Annotated in this window: 16 protein-coding genes and 2 pseudogenes; 14 read left to right on the top strand and 4 right to left on the bottom strand. The window is 54.4% G+C overall.

Annotated features, from left to right (window positions below):
- The 12 genes from murD to mutT all read left to right on the top strand — a co-directional run bounded on the left by murD (position 1) and on the right by mutT (position 14,543).
- Positions 1–1,317: a UDP-N-acetylmuramoyl-L-alanine--D-glutamate ligase gene (murD, locus tag ACLJTG_RS15975; RefSeq protein ID WP_198898307.1), complete on the top strand. Its 1,317-nt coding sequence runs from the start codon at positions 1–3 to the stop codon at positions 1,315–1,317.
- A complete protein-coding gene (ftsW, locus tag ACLJTG_RS15980) occupies positions 1,317–2,561 on the top strand; it encodes a cell division protein FtsW (RefSeq protein WP_001239803.1) in 1,245 nt (414 codons plus the stop codon). Before murD ends, ftsW begins: the two co-directional genes overlap by 1 nt.
- On the top strand, positions 2,558–3,625 hold the full coding sequence (murG, locus tag ACLJTG_RS15985) for an undecaprenyldiphospho-muramoylpentapeptide beta-N-acetylglucosaminyltransferase (protein ID WP_198898308.1): 1,068 nt from the start codon (positions 2,558–2,560) through the stop codon (positions 3,623–3,625). Before ftsW ends, murG begins: the two co-directional genes overlap by 4 nt.
- A 118-nt stretch (positions 3,626–3,743) precedes the next feature.
- Positions 3,744–5,219, top strand: a complete 1,476-nt coding sequence (murC, locus tag ACLJTG_RS15990; protein WP_001096070.1) for a UDP-N-acetylmuramate--L-alanine ligase — start codon at positions 3,744–3,746, stop codon at positions 5,217–5,219.
- The gene (locus ACLJTG_RS15995; RefSeq protein WP_000763895.1) at positions 5,212–6,132 is read left to right on the top strand and encodes a D-alanine--D-alanine ligase; all 921 of its coding nucleotides are present in this window, start codon (positions 5,212–5,214) and stop codon (positions 6,130–6,132) included. The genes murC and ACLJTG_RS15995 overlap by 8 nt, the downstream gene beginning before the upstream one ends.
- Before the next feature lies 1 nt (position 6,133).
- Complete coding sequence (gene ftsQ, locus ACLJTG_RS16000) at positions 6,134–6,964, top strand: cell division protein FtsQ (protein WP_000075728.1); 831 nt, start codon at positions 6,134–6,136, stop codon at positions 6,962–6,964.
- Positions 6,961–8,223 carry a cell division protein FtsA gene (ftsA, locus tag ACLJTG_RS16005; protein ID WP_000588463.1) on the top strand — a complete coding sequence of 421 codons (1,263 nt, stop codon included), beginning with the start codon at positions 6,961–6,963 and terminating at the stop codon, positions 8,221–8,223. Before ftsQ ends, ftsA begins: the two co-directional genes overlap by 4 nt.
- A gap of 60 nt (positions 8,224–8,283) precedes the next feature.
- Positions 8,284–9,435: a cell division protein FtsZ gene (gene ftsZ, locus ACLJTG_RS16010; RefSeq protein WP_000462785.1), complete on the top strand. Its 1,152-nt coding sequence runs from the start codon at positions 8,284–8,286 to the stop codon at positions 9,433–9,435.
- A 100-nt stretch (positions 9,436–9,535) separates the two neighbouring features.
- On the top strand, positions 9,536–10,453 hold the full coding sequence (gene lpxC / locus ACLJTG_RS16015; protein WP_000595487.1) for a UDP-3-O-acyl-N-acetylglucosamine deacetylase: 918 nt from the start codon (positions 9,536–9,538) through the stop codon (positions 10,451–10,453).
- A gap of 278 nt (positions 10,454–10,731) precedes the next feature.
- Positions 10,732–11,229: a secA translation cis-regulator SecM gene (gene secM, locus ACLJTG_RS16020; protein ID WP_000014336.1), complete on the top strand. Its 498-nt coding sequence runs from the start codon at positions 10,732–10,734 to the stop codon at positions 11,227–11,229.
- 61 nt (positions 11,230–11,290) lie between these two features.
- Positions 11,291–13,996 carry a preprotein translocase subunit SecA gene (gene secA, locus ACLJTG_RS16025; RefSeq protein WP_000905756.1) on the top strand — a complete coding sequence of 902 codons (2,706 nt, stop codon included), beginning with the start codon at positions 11,291–11,293 and terminating at the stop codon, positions 13,994–13,996.
- Positions 13,997–14,147: 151 nt separating this feature from the next.
- Positions 14,148–14,543, top strand: coding sequence for an 8-oxo-dGTP diphosphatase MutT (gene mutT / locus ACLJTG_RS16030; RefSeq protein ID WP_000736060.1), 396 nt, complete (start codon positions 14,148–14,150; stop codon positions 14,541–14,543).
- Positions 14,544–14,576: 33 nt separating this feature from the next.
- Here the strand turns inward: mutT and ACLJTG_RS16035 are convergent.
- Positions 14,577–14,729: pseudogene (locus tag ACLJTG_RS16035) on the bottom strand (aldo/keto reductase); the annotation flags it as partial.
- 28 nt (positions 14,730–14,757) lie between these two features.
- Here ACLJTG_RS16035 and ACLJTG_RS16040 point away from each other — a divergent pair.
- Positions 14,758–14,868 (top strand): annotated as a pseudogene (locus ACLJTG_RS16040) (LysR family transcriptional regulator); the annotation flags it as partial.
- On the opposite strand, the gene yacG reads toward ACLJTG_RS16040, so the two are convergent.
- Genes yacG through coaE form a run of 3 tightly spaced genes read right to left on the bottom strand, consistent with a single transcriptional unit; the run spans position 14,865 to position 16,429 of the window.
- Entirely contained in the window at positions 14,865–15,056 is a 192-nt protein-coding gene (gene yacG, locus ACLJTG_RS16045) for a DNA gyrase inhibitor YacG (RefSeq protein ID WP_001286419.1), read from the bottom strand. The pseudogene ACLJTG_RS16040 and the gene yacG sit on opposite strands and share 4 nt — an antisense overlap.
- Positions 15,057–15,065: 9 nt before the next feature.
- Positions 15,066–15,809 carry a cell division protein ZapD gene (zapD, locus tag ACLJTG_RS16050; RefSeq protein ID WP_198898309.1) on the bottom strand — a complete coding sequence of 248 codons (744 nt, stop codon included), beginning with the start codon at positions 15,807–15,809 and terminating at the stop codon, positions 15,066–15,068.
- The gene (coaE, locus tag ACLJTG_RS16055; RefSeq protein WP_001622535.1) at positions 15,809–16,429 is read right to left on the bottom strand and encodes a dephospho-CoA kinase; all 621 of its coding nucleotides are present in this window, start codon (positions 16,427–16,429) and stop codon (positions 15,809–15,811) included. Before coaE ends, zapD begins: the two co-directional genes overlap by 1 nt.
- Before the next feature lie 225 nt (positions 16,430–16,654).
- On the opposite strand from coaE, the gene ACLJTG_RS16060 reads away from it, so the two are divergent.
- On the top strand, positions 16,655–17,698 hold the full coding sequence (locus ACLJTG_RS16060; RefSeq protein ID WP_001217365.1) for a GMP reductase: 1,044 nt from the start codon (positions 16,655–16,657) through the stop codon (positions 17,696–17,698).
- Positions 17,699–17,727: the final 29 nt, after the last annotated feature.

Below are 17,727 nucleotides of genomic sequence, written 5' to 3' on the forward strand. Positions count from 1 at the left end.
ATGGCTGATTACCAGGACAAAAACGTCGTCATTATTGGTCTGGGCTTAACCGGACTCTCTTGCGTGGACTTTTTTCTCGCTCGCGGCGTGACGCCGCGGGTGATGGATACTCGCGTGACGCCGCCGGGTCTGGATAAGCTGCCGCAAGAGGTTGAGCGTCACGTTGGCGGCCTGAACGACGAGTGGCTCTTAGCGGCGGATTTAATCGTCGCCAGCCCTGGTATTGCTCTGGCGCACCCTTCGCTGAGCGCTGCCGCCAGCGCTGGAGTAGAAATTGTCGGCGATATCGAACTGTTTTGCCGCGAAGCGCAAGCGCCGATTGTAGCCATCACCGGCTCGAACGGCAAAAGCACCGTGACCACCTTAGTGGGCGAGATGGCGAAAGCGGCGGGCGTCAATGTCGGCGTTGGCGGCAATATCGGTCTTCCGGCGCTGATGCTGCTGGATGCCGATCGCGAATTGTACGTGCTGGAATTATCCAGTTTCCAACTGGAAACTACCTCAAGTTTGCAAGCGGCGGCGGCAACGGTGCTCAACGTCACTGAAGATCATATGGACCGGTATCCGTTTGGTTTGCAACAGTACCGGGCGGCGAAACTGCGCGTCTACGAGAAGGCGAAAGTGTGCGTAGTGAATGCCGATGATGCGTTGACGATGCCGGTTCGTGGGGCCGATGAGCGCTGCATCAGCTTTGGCGTCAATATGGGCGATTATCACCTTAATCGTCAGCAGGGCGAAACCTGGCTGCGAGTCAAAGGCGAGAAGGTGCTGAACGTGAAAGAGATGAAGCTTTCCGGTCAGCATAACTATACCAATGCGTTAGCGGCGTTGGCGCTGGCGGATGCCGTAGGTCTGCCGCGCGCCAGCAGTTTGAAGGCGTTGACGACATTTACTGGTCTGGCGCATCGCTTCCAGCTGGCGTTGGAGCATAACGGCGTACGTTGGATCAACGACTCGAAAGCGACCAACGTCGGCAGTACCGAAGCGGCGCTAAACGGTTTGCATGTGGACGGTACGCTACATCTGCTGCTGGGCGGCGACGGTAAGTCGGCAGACTTTTCTCCGCTGACACGCTATCTGACCGGCGATCGTATCCGCCTGTATTGCTTTGGGCGCGATGGCGCGCAGCTTGCCGCACTGCGTCCGGAAATCGCCCAACAGACTGAGACGATGGAAGAGGCGATGCGTTTGCTGGCGCCGCGCGTTCAGCCGGGTGATATGGTGCTGCTGTCGCCCGCCTGCGCCAGCCTCGATCAGTTTAAAAATTTTGAGCAACGGGGCGATGTCTTTACCCGTCTGGCGAAGGAGTTAGGTTGATGCGTTTATCTCTCCCCCGTCTGAGAATGCCGCGCGTACCAGGCTTTGGCCTCCTGGCCTGGCTGTTTGCGGCGCTTAAAGGCTGGGTGATGGCTTCGCGCGATAAAGACGCCGACAGTCTGATCATGTATGACCGCACGCTGCTATGGCTGACCTTCGGGCTGGCGGCGATTGGTTTTGTCATGGTGACGTCGGCCTCCATGCCAGTCGGGCAGCGCCTGGCGAACGATCCGTTTTTGTTTGCCAAACGTGATGCGCTCTATATCTTCCTGGCATTTTGTCTGGCGATGGTCACGCTACGTTTGCCCATGACCTTCTGGCAAAAATACAGCACGACGATGCTGATTGCGTCGATCATTATGCTGCTTATCGTGCTGGTCGTCGGGAGCTCGGTTAACGGGGCGTCGCGCTGGATTGCGCTGGGGCCGCTACGTATTCAGCCTGCGGAGTTTACCAAGCTGTCGCTGTTCTGCTACCTCGCGAACTATCTGGTGCGTAAGGTTGATGAAGTGCGAAATAACCTGCGCGGCTTTTTAAAACCAATGGGCGTGATTCTGGTGCTGGCGGTGTTACTGCTGGCGCAGCCTGACCTCGGGACAGTGGTCGTACTGTTTGTCACCACGCTGGCGATGCTGTTTCTCGCCGGGGCGAAATTATGGCAGTTCATCGCCATTATCGGGATGGGCATCTCGGCGGTGATTCTGTTAATCCTCGCCGAACCGTATCGTATTCGCCGCGTTACCTCGTTCTGGAACCCCTGGGAAGATCCGTTCGGCAGCGGTTATCAGCTGACGCAGTCGCTGATGGCTTTTGGTCGCGGTGAGATATGGGGGCAAGGGCTGGGGAATTCGGTGCAGAAACTGGAGTATTTGCCGGAGGCGCACACCGATTTCATCTTCGCCATTATTGGGGAAGAACTGGGTTATATCGGTGTGGTATTGGCGCTTTTAATGGTATTCTTCGTCGCTTTTCGCGCGATGTCGATTGGCCGTAAGGCATTGGAGATTGACCACCGTTTTTCCGGATTTTTAGCGTGTTCTATCGGTATCTGGTTTAGTTTCCAGGCGCTGGTAAACGTTGGCGCGGCCGCGGGGATGCTGCCGACCAAAGGCCTTACGCTGCCGCTGATCAGTTATGGCGGGTCGAGTCTGTTGATTATGTCGACGGCCATTATGTTTTTATTACGTATTGATTATGAAACGCGTCTGGAAAAAGCGCAGGCGTTTACACGAGGTTCTCGATGAGTGGTCAACCGAAGCGGTTAATGGTGATGGCGGGCGGTACCGGCGGGCACGTGTTCCCGGGACTGGCCGTTGCGCATCATTTAATGGCCCAGGGCTGGCAGGTTCGCTGGCTGGGTACCGCCGATCGTATGGAAGCGGATTTAGTGCCGAAGCATGGCATCGACATTGACTTTATTCGGATCTCCGGTCTGCGCGGTAAAGGCGTAAAAGCGCTTCTGGCGGCGCCGCTGCGGATTTTTAACGCCTGGCGGCAGGCGCGGGCGATCATGAAGCGGTTTAAGCCGGATGTCGTGCTGGGAATGGGCGGTTATGTTTCCGGCCCCGGCGGTCTTGCCGCCTGGTCATTGGGTATTCCGGTCGTTTTGCATGAGCAAAACGGTATCGCCGGGCTAACCAATCAGTGGCTGGCCAAAATCGCGACCACGGTGATGCAGGCGTTTCCCGGTGCGTTTCCGAACGCGGAAGTGGTGGGTAACCCGGTGCGTACCGACGTACTGGCGTTGCCGTTGCCGCAGGAGCGTCTGGCCGGTCGTGACGGCCCGATTCGCGTGTTGGTGGTCGGCGGTTCTCAGGGGGCGCGAGTCCTGAACCAGACGATGCCGCAGGTTGCCGCCAGACTGGGCGATACGGTTACAATCTGGCATCAAAGCGGAAAAGGCGCGCAGCACACGGTAGAGCAGGCGTATGCCGGGGTGGGACAATCGCAGCATAAGGTAACGGAATTTATCGATGACATGGCCGCCGCCTATGCGTGGGCGGATGTGGTGGTGTGCCGTTCCGGCGCTTTAACGGTGAGCGAGATCGCCGCCGCCGGGTTACCGGCGATATTCGTGCCGTTTCAGCATAAAGACAGGCAGCAGTACTGGAATGCGCTGCCGTTAGAAAACGCCGGCGCAGCTAAGATTTTTGAGCAGCCGCAGTTTACTGTAGAGGCTGTCGCCGACACCCTGGCGGGGTGGTCGCACGAGGCGTTGTTAACCATGGCGGAGCGTGCCCGCGCGGTATCCATTCCGGATGCTACCGAGCGCGTCGCCAGTGAAGTCAGCCGGGTTGCCCGGACATAATTTGTGGCGGTGCCTTTTGCATCGCAGGGTTTTTCTACCCTCAATAATTTGGGTTGCAGGCAAGCCAACGCATCTGCAATTTGAAGTATGGCGGGTATTGGAGTTAATGGCGTAAAGAATGAATACACAACAACTGGCAAAACTGCGTTCCATCGTGCCCGAAATGCGTCGCGTTCGGCACATTCACTTTGTCGGCATCGGTGGTGCTGGTATGGGCGGTATTGCCGAAGTTCTGGCCAATGAAGGGTATCAGATCAGTGGTTCCGATTTAGCGCCGAATCCGGTGACCCAGCAGTTGACGAGCCTGGGGGCGACGATTTTCTTTAACCATCGTCCGGAAAATGTGCGTGATGCCAGCGTGGTCGTCGTTTCCAGCGCAATTTCCGCGGATAACCCGGAAATTGTCGCGGCGCATGAAGCGCGTATTCCGGTTATTCGCCGTGCGGAAATGCTGGCGGAACTGATGCGTTTTCGCCACGGCATCGCCATTGCCGGGACGCACGGAAAAACCACAACGACCGCGATGGTGTCCAGTATTTATGCCGAAGCGGGGCTGGACCCGACTTTCGTGAATGGCGGATTGGTGAAAGCCGCAGGCGTTCATGCGCGTCTGGGCCATAGTCGTTACCTGATTGCCGAGGCAGATGAGAGCGACGCATCCTTCCTGCATTTGCAGCCGATGGTTGCGATCGTCACCAACATCGAAGCCGACCATATGGATACCTATCATGGCGACTTTGAAAATTTAAAGCAGACGTTTATTAACTTCCTGCATAACCTGCCGTTCTACGGTCGCGCGGTAATGTGCGTCGACGATCCGGTCATCCGCGAGTTGCTGCCGCGGGTGGGGCGTCAGACCACGACGTATGGCTTTAGCGAGGATGCTGACGTCCGCGTAGAAGATTATCAGCAGATAGGGCCGCAGGGGCACTTTACGCTGTTGCGCCAGGGAATGCCGGATCTGCATGTCACGTTGAATGCGCCGGGTCGCCACAATGCCCTGAATGCGGCCGCAGCAGTGGCGGTAGCGACCGAAGAAGGCATCGCCGATGACGCTATCCTGCGCGCGCTGGAAAGCTTCCAGGGGACCGGGCGTCGTTTTGACTTCCTCGGCGAGTTCCCGCTTGAGCCGGTGAATGGTAAAGCCGGGACGGCGATGCTGGTGGATGATTATGGCCATCATCCGACTGAAGTAGACGCCACCATTAAAGCTGCGCGAGCAGGGTGGCCGGATAAAAACCTGGTGATGCTGTTTCAGCCGCACCGTTACACGCGCACGCGCGATCTGTATGACGATTTCGCCAATGTGCTGACCCAGGTCGATGCGCTGCTGATGCTGGACGTTTACCCGGCGGGCGAAGCGCCGATTCCGGGCGCGGATAGCCGTTCTTTATGTCGTACGATTCGTAATCGGGGAAAAATTGACCCGATTCTGGTTTCCGATCCGGCTCAGGTTGCGACAATGTTAGCGCCGGTGCTGACGGGTAACGACTTGATATTAGTGCAAGGCGCAGGAAATGTTGGCAAAATTGCGCGTTACTTATCTGAAATCAAGCTGAAGCCGCAAATCCAGGAGGAAGAGCAACATGGCTGATAAAATCGCGGTCCTGTTGGGCGGAACCTCTGCGGAGCGGGACGTTTCGTTAAATTCCGGCGCGGCAGTGTTGGCCGGGTTACGTGAAGGCGGCATTGATGCGCATCCCGTCGATCCGCAAGAGGTCGATGTCGCGCAGCTTAAAGCAATGGGCTTTCAGAAGGTCTTTATTGCGTTGCATGGCCGTGGCGGTGAAGATGGCACCTTACAGGGAATGCTTGAACTGCTCGGCCTGCCTTATACCGGCAGCGGCGTGATGGCCTCGGCGCTTTCCATGGATAAACTGCGCAGTAAATTGCTGTGGCAGGGCGCAGGCTTACCGGTTGCGCCGTGGGTCGCGCTGACGCGCGCTGAGTTTGAAAAAGGCCTTAGCGAAGAACAAAAAGCGCGAATTTCGGCGCTGGGTTTACCGCTGATCGTCAAACCCAGCCGTGAAGGCTCCAGCGTCGGTATGACGAAAGTAGTAGAAGAAAATGCTTTACAGGGTGCGTTATCATTGGCTTTTCAGCATGATGACGAAATACTGATTGAGAAATGGCTGTGCGGTCCGGAATTTACGGTGGCGATAGTTGGCGAAGAAATTTTACCGTCAATTCGTATCCAACCGGCAGGAACCTTCTATGATTATGAGGCGAAGTATCTCTCTGATGAGACTCAGTATTTCTGCCCTGCCGGTTTAGAAGCGTCCCAGGAAGCCGCGCTACAGTCTCTCGTCCTGCAGGCATGGAAAGCTTTAGGCTGCACGGGATGGGGGCGTATTGACGTCATGCTGGACAGCGATGGTCAGTTTTATCTGCTGGAAGCCAATACTTCTCCGGGGATGACCAGCCATAGTCTGGTGCCGATGGCGGCGCGTCAGGCGGGAATGAGCTTCTCGCAGTTAGTGGTACGAATTCTGGAGTTGGCGGACTGATATGTCGCAGGCTGCGCTGAACACGCGAAACAGTGATGAAGAGACGCCTTCTTCACGCCGCAATAATGGAACGCGTCTTGCAGGAATTTTATTCCTGCTGACGGTACTGTGCACCGTGTTTGTTAGCGGGTGGGTCGTGTTAGGGTGGATGGAAGATGCGCAGCGTTTACCGTTATCAAAGCTGGTATTAACCGGCGAGCGTCACTACACGCGTAACGATGATATCCGTCAGGCGATACTGGCTCTGGGCGCGCCGGGAACCTTCATGACGCAGGATGTGAACATTATCCAGAGCCAGATTGAGCGTTTGCCGTGGATTAAACAGGCCAGCGTCAGAAAACAGTGGCCTGATGAATTGAAGATTCATCTGGTTGAATATGTGCCGATTGCGCGTTGGAATGATCAACATATGGTCGATGCTGAAGGGAACACCTTCAGCGTGCCGTCAGACCGCATCGGCAAACAGGTTTTACCCATGTTGTATGGCCCGGAAGGCAGCGCGAGTGAAGTGTTGCAGGGATACCGCGAGATGGGGCAGGTGCTGGCTAAGGATAAATTCACTCTGAAGGAAGCGGCGATGACCGCACGTCGCTCCTGGCAATTGACGCTTAATAACGGCATTAAGCTCAATCTCGGCAGGGGCGATACGATGAAAAGGTTGGCTCGCTTTGTAGAACTCTATCCGGTTTTACAGCAGCAGGCGCAAACCGATGGCAAACGGATTAGCTACGTTGATTTGCGTTATGACTCAGGTGCGGCAGTTGGCTGGGCGCCGCTCCCCCCTGAGGAATCTAATCAGCAACAGAATCAGGCACAGGCAGAACAACAATGATCAAGGCGACGGACAGAAAACTGGTAGTAGGACTGGAGATTGGCACCGCGAAGGTTGCCGCTTTAGTAGGGGAAGTTCTGCCCGACGGTATGGTCAATATCATTGGCGTGGGCAGTTGCCCATCGCGGGGTATGGATAAAGGCGGGGTGAATGACCTTGAGTCAGTGGTGAAATGCGTTCAGCGCGCCATTGACCAGGCGGAATTGATGGCTGATTGCCAGATCTCCTCGGTATATCTGGCGCTTTCCGGCAAACATATTAGCTGTCAGAATGAAATTGGTATGGTGCCCATTTCCGAAGAGGAAGTGACGCAAGAAGATGTGGAAAACGTCGTGCATACTGCGAAGTCAGTGCGCGTGCGCGATGAGCATCGCGTGCTGCATGTGATTCCTCAGGAGTACGCCATTGACTACCAGGAAGGCATTAAAAATCCGGTCGGTCTTTCCGGCGTGCGTATGCAGGCGAAAGTACATTTGATTACCTGCCACAACGATATGGCAAAAAACATTGTCAAAGCTGTTGAACGTTGTGGTCTGAAAGTTGACCAACTGATATTTGCCGGACTGGCGGCCAGTTATTCCGTGTTAACGGAAGATGAACGTGAACTGGGCGTCTGTGTCGTGGATATCGGCGGTGGTACAATGGATATCGCCGTTTATACTGGCGGCGCGCTGCGTCATACCAAAGTGATCCCTTACGCGGGGAACGTGGTGACCAGCGATATCGCTTATGCCTTTGGTACGCCGCCGAGCGATGCTGAAGCCATTAAAGTTCGCCACGGTTGCGCGCTGGGCTCCATCGTCGGTAAAGACGAGAGCGTTGAAGTACCGAGCGTGGGCGGGCGTCCGCCGCGCAGCCTGCAACGTCAGACGCTGGCGGAAGTGATTGAGCCGCGTTACACCGAGCTGCTCAATCTGGTCAACGAAGAGATATTGCAATTACAGGAACAGCTTCGCCAACAAGGGGTAAAACATCACCTGGCGGCGGGGATTGTGTTAACCGGCGGCGCGGCGCAAATCGAAGGGCTTGCTGCTTGCGCTCAGCGCGTGTTTCATACGCAGGTGCGTATCGGCGCGCCGCTGAATATCACCGGTCTGACGGATTATGCCCAGGAGCCGTATTACTCAACGGCGGTGGGATTGCTTCACTACGGGAAAGAGTCCCACTTAAACGGTGAAGCAGAAGTGGAAAAACGTGTTACGGCATCAGTTGGCTCGTGGATCAAGCGACTTAATAGCTGGCTGCGAAAAGAGTTTTAATTTTTATGAGGCCGCCAGATATTACGGCCTCAGGCGACAGGCACATGACGGAGAGAGATTATGTTTGAACCTATGGAACTAACCAACGACGCGGTGATTAAAGTCATCGGCGTCGGTGGTGGCGGCGGTAACGCTGTTGAACACATGGTGCGCGAGCGCATCGAAGGTGTTGAATTCTTCGCGGTGAATACCGACGCTCAGGCGTTGCGTAAAACGGCGGTTGGCCAGACCATTCAAATTGGTAGCGGCATTACCAAAGGTCTGGGCGCCGGCGCTAACCCGGAAGTCGGTCGTAACGCGGCGGACGAAGACCGTGAAGCGCTGCGTGCGGCGCTTGAAGGCGCAGACATGGTATTTATCGCGGCAGGCATGGGCGGCGGTACCGGAACCGGCGCGGCGCCAGTGGTTGCTGAAGTGGCAAAAGATTTAGGTATTCTGACCGTTGCCGTGGTGACTAAGCCTTTCAATTTTGAAGGCAAAAAGCGCATGGCATTTGCGGAGCAGGGTATTACCGAGCTGTCCAAGCATGTGGACTCGTTGATCACCATCCCGAACGACAAGCTGCTGAAAGTGCTGGGCCGTGGTATCTCCCTGCTCGACGCGTTCGGCGCGGCTAACGACGTGCTGAAAGGCGCGGTTCAGGGTATCGCAGAGCTGATCACCCGCCCGGGCCTGATGAACGTCGACTTTGCTGACGTGCGTACCGTGATGTCTGAAATGGGCTACGCAATGATGGGCTCCGGCGTGGCGAGCGGTGAAGACCGTGCGGAAGAAGCGGCTGAAATGGCTATTTCTTCTCCGCTGCTGGAAGATATCGACCTGTCCGGCGCGCGCGGCGTGTTGGTCAACATTACGGCGGGCTTCGACCTGCGTCTGGACGAGTTTGAAACCGTCGGTAACACCATTCGCGCGTTTGCGTCGGATAACGCCACCGTGGTTATCGGTACTTCTCTGGACCCGGATATGAACGACGAACTGCGCGTGACCGTTGTTGCCACTGGAATTGGTATGGACAAGCGTCCTGAAATCACTCTGGTCACCAATAAACAGGTGCAGCAGCCGGTGTTGGATCGTTATCAGCAGCACGGTATGGCGCCGCTGACGCAGGAGCAAAAAACGGTCGCGAAAGTGGTTAACGACAATACACCACAGGCGGCGAAAGAGCCGGATTATCTGGATATCCCCGCATTCCTGCGTAAGCAAGCTGATTAAGAATTAGCTGGAATTTGGGATTCTGGGCTCTTTGTGCTAAACTGGCCCGCCGAATGTATAGTACACTTCGGTTGGATAGGTAATTTGGCGAGATTATACGATGATCAAACAAAGGACACTTAAACGTATCGTTCAGGCGACTGGCGTCGGTTTACACACCGGCAAAAAAGTCACCCTGACATTACGCCCTGCGCCGGCCAATACCGGGGTCATCTATCGTCGCACCGACTTGAATCCACCGGTAGATTTCCCGGCCGATGCCAAATCTGTGCGTGATACCATGCTCTGTACGTGTCTGGTGAATGAGCATGATGTACGGATTTCAACCGTTGAGCACCTGAACGCTGCTCTGGCGGGCTTAGGTATCGATAACATCGTTATTGAGGTTAATGCCCCGGAAATCCCGATCATGGATGGCAGTGCCGCTCCGTTTGTCTACCTGCTGCTTGATGCCGGTATTGATGAACTGAACTGCGCCAAAAAATTCGTACGCATCAAAGAGACTGTTCGGGTTGAAGATGGCGATAAATGGGCTGAATTCAGACCGTACAATGGTTTTACGTTGGATTTCACCATCGACTTTAACCATCCGGCGATCGATTCCAGCAGCCAGCGCTACGCGATGAACTTCTCTGCGGATGCGTTCATGCGCCAGATCAGCCGTGCGCGTACCTTCGGTTTTATGCGTGATATCGAATATCTGCAGTCCCGCGGCCTGTGCCTGGGCGGCAGCTTCGATTGTGCCATCGTTGTTGACGATTATCGCGTATTGAACGAAGACGGCCTGCGTTTTGAAGATGAATTCGTTCGTCACAAAATGCTCGACGCGATCGGTGACTTGTTCATGTGTGGTCACAATATTATTGGTGCGTTTACCGCGTATAAATCCGGTCACGCATTGAATAACAAATTGTTACAGGCAGTCCTGGCAAAACAGGAAGCCTGGGAATTTGTGACCTTCCAGGACGACGCAGAACTGCCGTTGGCTTTCAAAGCGCCTTCGACGGTACTGGCATAACGACATACGCTGTCGTATAAAATTCGACTGGTTAACCTGGCACTCTCTCCGGCCAGGCGAGCCAGTCGTTTTTTTTACTATCCTTTATCTGCGCTTTCCTTAATACAGCCATTTTGACAGGGTTAAATGGAAACACGGCGCGTTCGCTGTTTTCTTAGCCGATTTTCACCTTAGCTTCTCGTCATTACTGCTGTAGCGCGTACGCTTTAATGATAAGATTTGTGCGCAAATTGTTTTGATTCCGTAAGCCCATGAGGGGCATATCAGGTGGCAATGACGTGAGTGGAATACTGACGCGCTGGCGACAGTTAGGCAGACGATACTTCTGGCCGCATCTCTTATTAGGGATGGTCGCGGCGAGTTTTGGTTTGCCCGCGCTCAGTAACGCCGCTGAAACCAATACGCCTGCAAGGACGACCGCCAGCACCGCGTCTAAAGTTAACTTTAGCCATCTTGCGCTGTTAGAAGCCTCTAACCGTCGTCCCAATTTCACCGTAGATTACTGGCATCAGCACGCTATTCGCACGGTGATTCGCCACCTTTCTTTTGCAATGGCGCCGCAAACGCTGCCCGTTGCCGACGCGCCGTCGCCATTACAGGCGCATCATATCGCCTTACTGAATACGCTCAGCGCGATGCTCACGCAGGAGGGCACGCCGCCGGCGATTGTTCGCCGCCTCTCCCTGGCGTATTTTGCGCCACAAACCGCATTTAGCATCCCGGCCTGGATAAGTCAGGCGCAGGGTATCCGCGCCGGTCCGCAACGTCTCAGCTAACGAAAAAAGACCCTTTTACTTTATTTGTAGCTCCGCGGCGCGGGGCATTTGAGACTTTATTATGCTAATCAAATTATTAACCAAAGTATTCGGTAGCCGTAACGATCGTACGCTGCGTCGTATGCGTAAGGCCGTCAGCCTTATTAATGCGATGGAACCGGAGATGGAAAAACTCTCCGATGACGAACTGAAAGCGAAAACCAACGAATTTCGCGCCCGTATTGAAAAAGGCGAAAGCGTAGAGAGCCTGATTCCGGAAGCGTTCGCGGTGGTGCGTGAAGCCAGTAAACGCGTCTTTGGGATGCGTCACTTCGACGTTCAGCTATTGGGTGGTATGGTGCTCAACGATCGCTGTATCGCCGAAATGCGTACTGGTGAAGGTAAAACGCTGACCGCAACGCTGCCAGCCTACCTGAACGCGCTGTCCGGCAAAGGCGTTCATGTGGTAACCGTGAACGACTATCTGGCGCAGCGTGACGCCGAAAACAACCGCCCGCTATTCGAATTCCTCGGTATGTCCGTTGGTATCAACCTGCCAGGTATGCCTGCGCCAGCCAAACGTGAAGCTTACGCTGCCGACATCACTTACGGCACTAACAACGAATACGGTTTTGACTACCTGCGCGACAACATGGCGTTCAGCCCGGAAGAGCGCGTGCAGCGTAAACTGCATTATGCGCTGGTGGATGAAGTCGACTCCATCCTGATCGATGAAGCGCGTACGCCGCTGATCATTTCCGGCCCGGCGGAAGATAGCTCGGAAATGTACAAAAAAGTGAACAAAATCATTCCGCACCTGATTCGTCAGGAGAAAGAAGATTCTGACACTTTCCAGGGCGAAGGCCACTTCTCCGTTGATGAGAAAGCGCGCCAGGTTAACCTGACCGAACGCGGTCTGGTGCTGATTGAAGAGCTCTTGGTGCAAGAAGGCATTATGGATGAGGGCGAGTCGCTCTACTCGCCTGGCAATATTATGCTGATGCATCACGTCACCGCCGCGCTGCGCGCGCACGCGCTGTTTACCCGTGACGTGGATTACATTGTGAAAGACGGCGAAGTCATCATTGTTGATGAACATACCGGTCGTACCATGCAGGGGCGTCGCTGGTCTGACGGTCTGCACCAGGCGGTAGAAGCGAAAGAAGGCGTTGAAATTCAGAATGAAAACCAGACGCTGGCGTCTATCACCTTCCAGAACTACTTCCGTCTGTATGAAAAACTGGCCGGTATGACCGGTACGGCGGATACTGAAGCCTTCGAATTTAGCTCTATCTATAAGCTGGACACCGTCGTTGTTCCGACCAACCGTCCGATGATCCGTAAAGATTTGCCGGATCTGGTCTACATGACCGAAGCGGAAAAAATCCAGGCCATTATCGAAGATATTAAAGAACGTACCGCGAACGGTCAGCCAGTGCTGGTCGGGACGATTTCTATCGAGAAATCTGAAGTGGTCTCCAGAGAGCTGACCAAAGCGGGTATCAAACATAACGTACTGAACGCAAAATTCCACGCCAACGAAGCAGGCATCGTTGCGCAGGCTGGTTATCCAGCGGCGGTCACTATCGCTACCAACATGGCGGGTCGTGGTACCGATATTATGCTGGGCGGTAGCTGGCAGGCGGAAGTCGCCGCGCTCGAAGCGCCGACGGAAGAACAGATTGCGCAGATTAAAGCGGACTGGCAGGTACGCCATGACGCGGTTCTGGCTGCCGGCGGTCTGCATATCATTGGCACCGAGCGCCATGAATCCCGCCGTATCGACAACCAGCTGCGTGGCCGTTCCGGTCGCCAGGGCGATCCGGGTTCTTCCCGTTTCTACCTGTCGATGGAAGATGCGCTGATGCGTATTTTCGCCTCCGATCGTGTCTCCGGTATGATGCGTAAACTGGGAATGAAGCCGGGCGAAGCGATTGAGCACCCGTGGGTGACGAAAGCTATCGCTAACGCGCAGCGTAAAGTAGAAAGCCGTAACTTCGATATTCGTAAGCAACTGCTGGAATATGATGATGTGGCGAACGATCAGCGCCGTGCAATTTATACCCAGCGTAACGAACTGCTGGATGTGTCTGACGTGAGCGACACCATTAACAGCATTCGCGAAGATGTCTTTAAGGCGACTATCGACGCCTACATTCCGCCGCAGTCGCTGGAAGAGATGTGGGACATCCCGGGTTTGCAGGAACGCCTGAAAAACGACTTCGACCTGGAGATGCCGATTGCCGAATGGCTGGATAAAGAGCCGGAGCTGCATGAGGAGACGCTGCGTGAGCGCATCCTGGCGCAGTCCATCGAGGTGTATCAGCGTAAAGAAGAGGTGGTTGGCGCTGAAATGATGCGTCATTTCGAAAAAGGCGTAATGCTGCAAACGCTCGATTCCCTGTGGAAAGAGCATCTGGCGGCGATGGATTACCTGCGTCAGGGTATTCATCTGCGCGGCTATGCGCAAAAAGATCCGAAGCAGGAATACAAGCGCGAATCCTTCGCTATGTTCGCCGCGATGCTGGAATCGCTGAAATATGAAGTGATCAGTACCCTGAGCAAAGTCCAGGTACGTATGCCTGAAGAGGTCGAAGCGATGGAAATGCAGCGTCGCGAAGAGGCGGAGCGCCTGGCGCAGATGCAGCAGCTAAGCCATCAGGATGACGATGCCGCCGTGGCTGCCGATCTGGCCGCCCAAACCGGCGAACGTAAGATTGGACGTAACGATCCTTGCCCTTGTGGTTCCGGTAAGAAATACAAACAGTGTCACGGTCGCCTGAGCTAATGCGATAAACTTACCGGCCTGATAAGACATAATGTGTTGCCATCCGGTCGGTGCTGGCATTATTGCCGAAGGGCGCTACGCTTATTCGGCCTGGCATTGAACACAGATAAAAAGGCGCAGGCGACTGCGCCTTTTTTATGGATGCAACAAGATGAAAAAACTGCAAATCGCGGTTGGGATTATCCGCAACCCGAACGACGAAATTTTTATCACCCGACGCGCCGCTGATGCGCATATGGCGAACAAGCTGGAATTTCCCGGCGGAAAAATTGAAGCCGACGAAACACCAGAGCAGGCGTTGATCCGGGAGTTACAGGAAGAGGTGGGGATTACGCCAACACAGGTGACATTATTCGACACTCTGGAATATCAATTCCCGGATAGACACATTACGCTGTGGTTTTGGCTGGTTGAACGCTGGGAGGGCGAACCGTGGGGGAAAGAAGGACAGCCGGGACGGTGGATCGCGCAGAACGCGTTGAATACGGAAGATTTTCCGCCGGCCAATGAACCGATTATTCGTAAATTACGCCAATTTTCGCCTTAGTGGGGGATCGCAACACGATCCCCATCGATCTTATTAGCGATTTAATGTCGACATAATTTCCGGCCAGTAGCGGGGGCCGGCCGCGGCGTCGTGAGGAAAAACCGCCTCAATTGCCGCCAGCTCCTGCGGGCTTAGGGTCAGTGATAACGCGCCGAGGTTTTCATCCACCCTGGCGCAGTGGCGGCTACGTTTCTGTTATAGCCTAATCTCGCCGGTTTATTTGTATTATCCCGGCCGCGCGCATATGGCACCAAAACTACGCGTATTTATTGATTATTTTTGTCATAAGGCGATATTGCCGTCTCAACAGAGCCATCACTGTTAGCGCTCTTCGCTCCAGTCGTCGCTATCAGACTGGTCGCCGCTGCTGGCGATTCGTTTCTCTTCGGCGGCCCATTCGCCCAAATCAATTAACTGACAGCGTTTAGAACAAAATGGGCGGAAGGGGCTAATTTCCCCCCAGACGACCGGTTTACCGCAGGTCGGACAGTTTACGACGGTCACGTCAGACATTTTTACTCCTTAGCAACAGGCCAGTTCAAAATCAAGACGCTCCGGCACCAGACCATTTTCACTATCCAGCGGCATAAAGCGAATGGCAAAACGGCTCTTATGGCCGGAAATTTGCGGATAAAGTTGTGAATCGAGCGTCAGTATAAGACGCAGCAAATCGGCGTCGTCCCCGTTATCCTGATAAAAACCGTTCAGGCTGGTTTGCTTACGGAAAGGCGCTGAATTACGGATCAGATCAAGCACCAAAGTCAGCGCCTGGGTGAGGGGATTCAGGCTGGCAAGCCAGCTTTCAATCTGGGCGTCGCGCTGCGCCTGTTGTAGGTGCAACCAGATATGCAGAGTGGGTAAATCGAAACTGCAACAGCCGCCAGGAATACTTAAGCGTTGACGCACAAGGGCAATCAAGCGATCTTCGCGTAGCTGCTGGCCAATCCTCGGGGCGGAGATCAGCACGCTGCCCGCCGATTTTAACTGCTGGCGCAGGGCTTCAATACGGTCTTGATCGACGCCGGGAACCTCAACCCAGGCCTGTAATTTACGCTGCTGGCGCTCCAGTTCTTTCAGCAGTTCGGTACGGACTTCGCCCCGTTCGAACACATCCAGTAGATCGCTGATGTTACGGAAAAAATGCAGTGCGCCAGCATGGTCTGCAATTGGCAGGTTGATGGAGAGCTGTTGGATCAAAAACTCTATGCGCAGCCACGTACGCATCTTCTCATTGAGAGGGTGTTCAAATAGGACCTGGGTGTGCATTACGGTTTTTCCTGTGAGACAAACTGCGACGCGAGCTTAAGATAACTGGCGTGCAGGCGGGCCACATCTGATGCGATAGCATCCGGTGCGCCGTTATTATCAATAACATCGTCCGCCACGGCAAGGCGCGCTTCACGCGTCGCCTGCGCAGCGAGAATGTGTTCAACATGCTCGCGCGTAACATCATCACGCTGCATTGTGCGTATGAGCTGCGTTTCGGGCGTCACGTCAACCACCAGTACGCGGTTGGCTTTTTGATACAGCCTGTTTTCAACCAGCAGAGGCACAACCCATAACACATAGGGCGACGTAGCCTGTTGAAACTGTCGTTGGGTTTCCTGCTGAATTAAGGGATGAAGCAGAGCGTTAAGCCAGGCTTTTTCTTCCGGATGCGAAAAAATACGCTCACGCAGCGCCCGGCGACGTAACGTGCCGTCGGCGGCGATAAGTTCACAACCAAAATGTTCCGCTATTGCGTTCAGGGCGGGCTGCCCTGGCTCAACCATCTGGCGCGCGATAATATCCGCGTCGATGACGGTTATTCCGAGGTCAGCGAAGGCATCAGCGACGGTACTTTTACCGCTGCCAATACCGCCGGTTAAGGCTACGGTATACCTCATATCTCCAGCTTCCGGAATTTTAGTTTGACAATCAAAAGGTTAAATTTTAAGCATACAAAGACGATACGCTCTGAGCATTAACCTACTATTCGCCAGGTAAATTTATGGGATTGTAACGTAAAAAAAGAGAATTTCGCAGTCTTGTACGGCCATGATTAGTGCGTATGATAGCGTCACTGGAGTTGTGAGTTTCGATTTTTCGCCATTAACCCCAGGAATCCGTACATGCGTATTGAAGAAGATCTGAAGTTAGGTTTCAAAGACGTTCTTATCCGTCCTAAGCGTTCTACCCTCAAAAGCCGTTCCGATGTCGAACTGGAACGTCAATTCACCTTTAAACACTCAGGTCAGACCTGGTCTGGCGTACCGATTATCGCGGCCAATATGGATACCGTCGGGACGTTTGAAATGGCGCAAGCATTGGCCGGGTTTGATATTCTGACTGCTGTACATAAACATTATACCGTTGAAGAATGGGCAGCTTTTATCAACACGGCCTCGGCTGATGTTCTGAAGCATGTGATGGTTTCCACCGGGACCTCTGATGCTGATTTCGAAAAAACCGTGCAGATTCTGGCGCTGAATCCTGCGCTGAACTTTGTCTGTATTGATGTGGCCAATGGCTATTCAGAACATTTTGTGCAGTTCGTCGCAAAAGCGCGTGAAGCATGGCCGACAAAAACAATCTGCGCAGGCAATGTGGTAACGGGCGAGATGTGCGAAGAGCTTATCCTCTCCGGCGCCGATATCGTGAAAGTGGGAATTGGTCCCGGCTCCGTATGCACGACGCGTGTAAAAACCGGCGTTGGTTATCCGCAACTGTCGGCGGTTATCGAATGTGCTGACGCGGCGCATGGCCTGGGCGGTATGATCGTCAGCGATGGCGGCTGCACCATGCCAGGCGACGTAGCAAAAGCCTTTGGCGGCGGCGCGGATTTCGTTATGTTGGGCGGCATGCTGGCGGGGCACGAAGAGAGCGGCGGCAGCGTGGTAGAAGAGAACGGCGAGAAATTTATGCTGTTCTACGGCATGAGTTCGGAATCTGCGATGAACCGTCATGTCGGCGGCGTTGCGAAATACCGCGCGGCAGAAGGTAAAACGGTTAAATTGCCGCTGCGTGGGCCGGTGGGCAATACCGCCCGCGATATCCTGGGCGGTCTACGCTCAGCCTGCACTTATGTCGGCGCGTCTCGCCTGAAAGAGTTGACCAAACGCACCACCTTTATTCGGGTGCAGGAACAAGAAAACCGCATTTTCAATAGCCTCTAATATTCTGGCTGGCGTAAATGTGCGCCAGC

Source organism: Salmonella sp. SAL00672 (assembly GCF_046552175.1).
Classification (GTDB): Bacteria; Pseudomonadota; Gammaproteobacteria; order Enterobacterales; family Enterobacteriaceae; genus Salmonella; species Salmonella enterica.

What these genes read in the sequence shown, in the direction of transcription:
- murD (WP_198898307.1), top strand. Translation starts at nt 1, where the DNA reads ATGGCTGATTACCAGGACAAAAACGTCGTCATTATTGGTCTGGGCTTA.
- mutT (WP_000736060.1), top strand. Translation starts at nt 14,148, where the DNA reads ATGAAAAAACTGCAAATCGCGGTTGGGATTATCCGCAACCCGAACGAC.
- ftsW (WP_001239803.1), top strand. Translation starts at nt 1,317, where the DNA reads ATGCGTTTATCTCTCCCCCGTCTGAGAATGCCGCGCGTACCAGGCTTT.
- ACLJTG_RS15995 (WP_000763895.1), top strand. Translation starts at nt 5,212, where the DNA reads ATGGCTGATAAAATCGCGGTCCTGTTGGGCGGAACCTCTGCGGAGCGG.
- zapD (WP_198898309.1), bottom strand. Translation starts at nt 15,809, where the DNA reads ATGCACACCCAGGTCCTATTTGAACACCCTCTCAATGAGAAGATGCGT.
- murG (WP_198898308.1), top strand. Translation starts at nt 2,558, where the DNA reads ATGAGTGGTCAACCGAAGCGGTTAATGGTGATGGCGGGCGGTACCGGC.
- lpxC (WP_000595487.1), top strand. Translation starts at nt 9,536, where the DNA reads ATGATCAAACAAAGGACACTTAAACGTATCGTTCAGGCGACTGGCGTC.
- murC (WP_001096070.1), top strand. Translation starts at nt 3,744, where the DNA reads ATGAATACACAACAACTGGCAAAACTGCGTTCCATCGTGCCCGAAATG.
- coaE (WP_001622535.1), bottom strand. Translation starts at nt 16,429, where the DNA reads ATGAGGTATACCGTAGCCTTAACCGGCGGTATTGGCAGCGGTAAAAGT.
- ACLJTG_RS16060 (WP_001217365.1), top strand. Translation starts at nt 16,655, where the DNA reads ATGCGTATTGAAGAAGATCTGAAGTTAGGTTTCAAAGACGTTCTTATC.
- yacG (WP_001286419.1), bottom strand. Translation starts at nt 15,056, where the DNA reads ATGTCTGACGTGACCGTCGTAAACTGTCCGACCTGCGGTAAACCGGTC.
- secA (WP_000905756.1), top strand. Translation starts at nt 11,291, where the DNA reads ATGCTAATCAAATTATTAACCAAAGTATTCGGTAGCCGTAACGATCGT.
- ftsZ (WP_000462785.1), top strand. Translation starts at nt 8,284, where the DNA reads ATGTTTGAACCTATGGAACTAACCAACGACGCGGTGATTAAAGTCATC.
- ftsQ (WP_000075728.1), top strand. Translation starts at nt 6,134, where the DNA reads ATGTCGCAGGCTGCGCTGAACACGCGAAACAGTGATGAAGAGACGCCT.
- ftsA (WP_000588463.1), top strand. Translation starts at nt 6,961, where the DNA reads ATGATCAAGGCGACGGACAGAAAACTGGTAGTAGGACTGGAGATTGGC.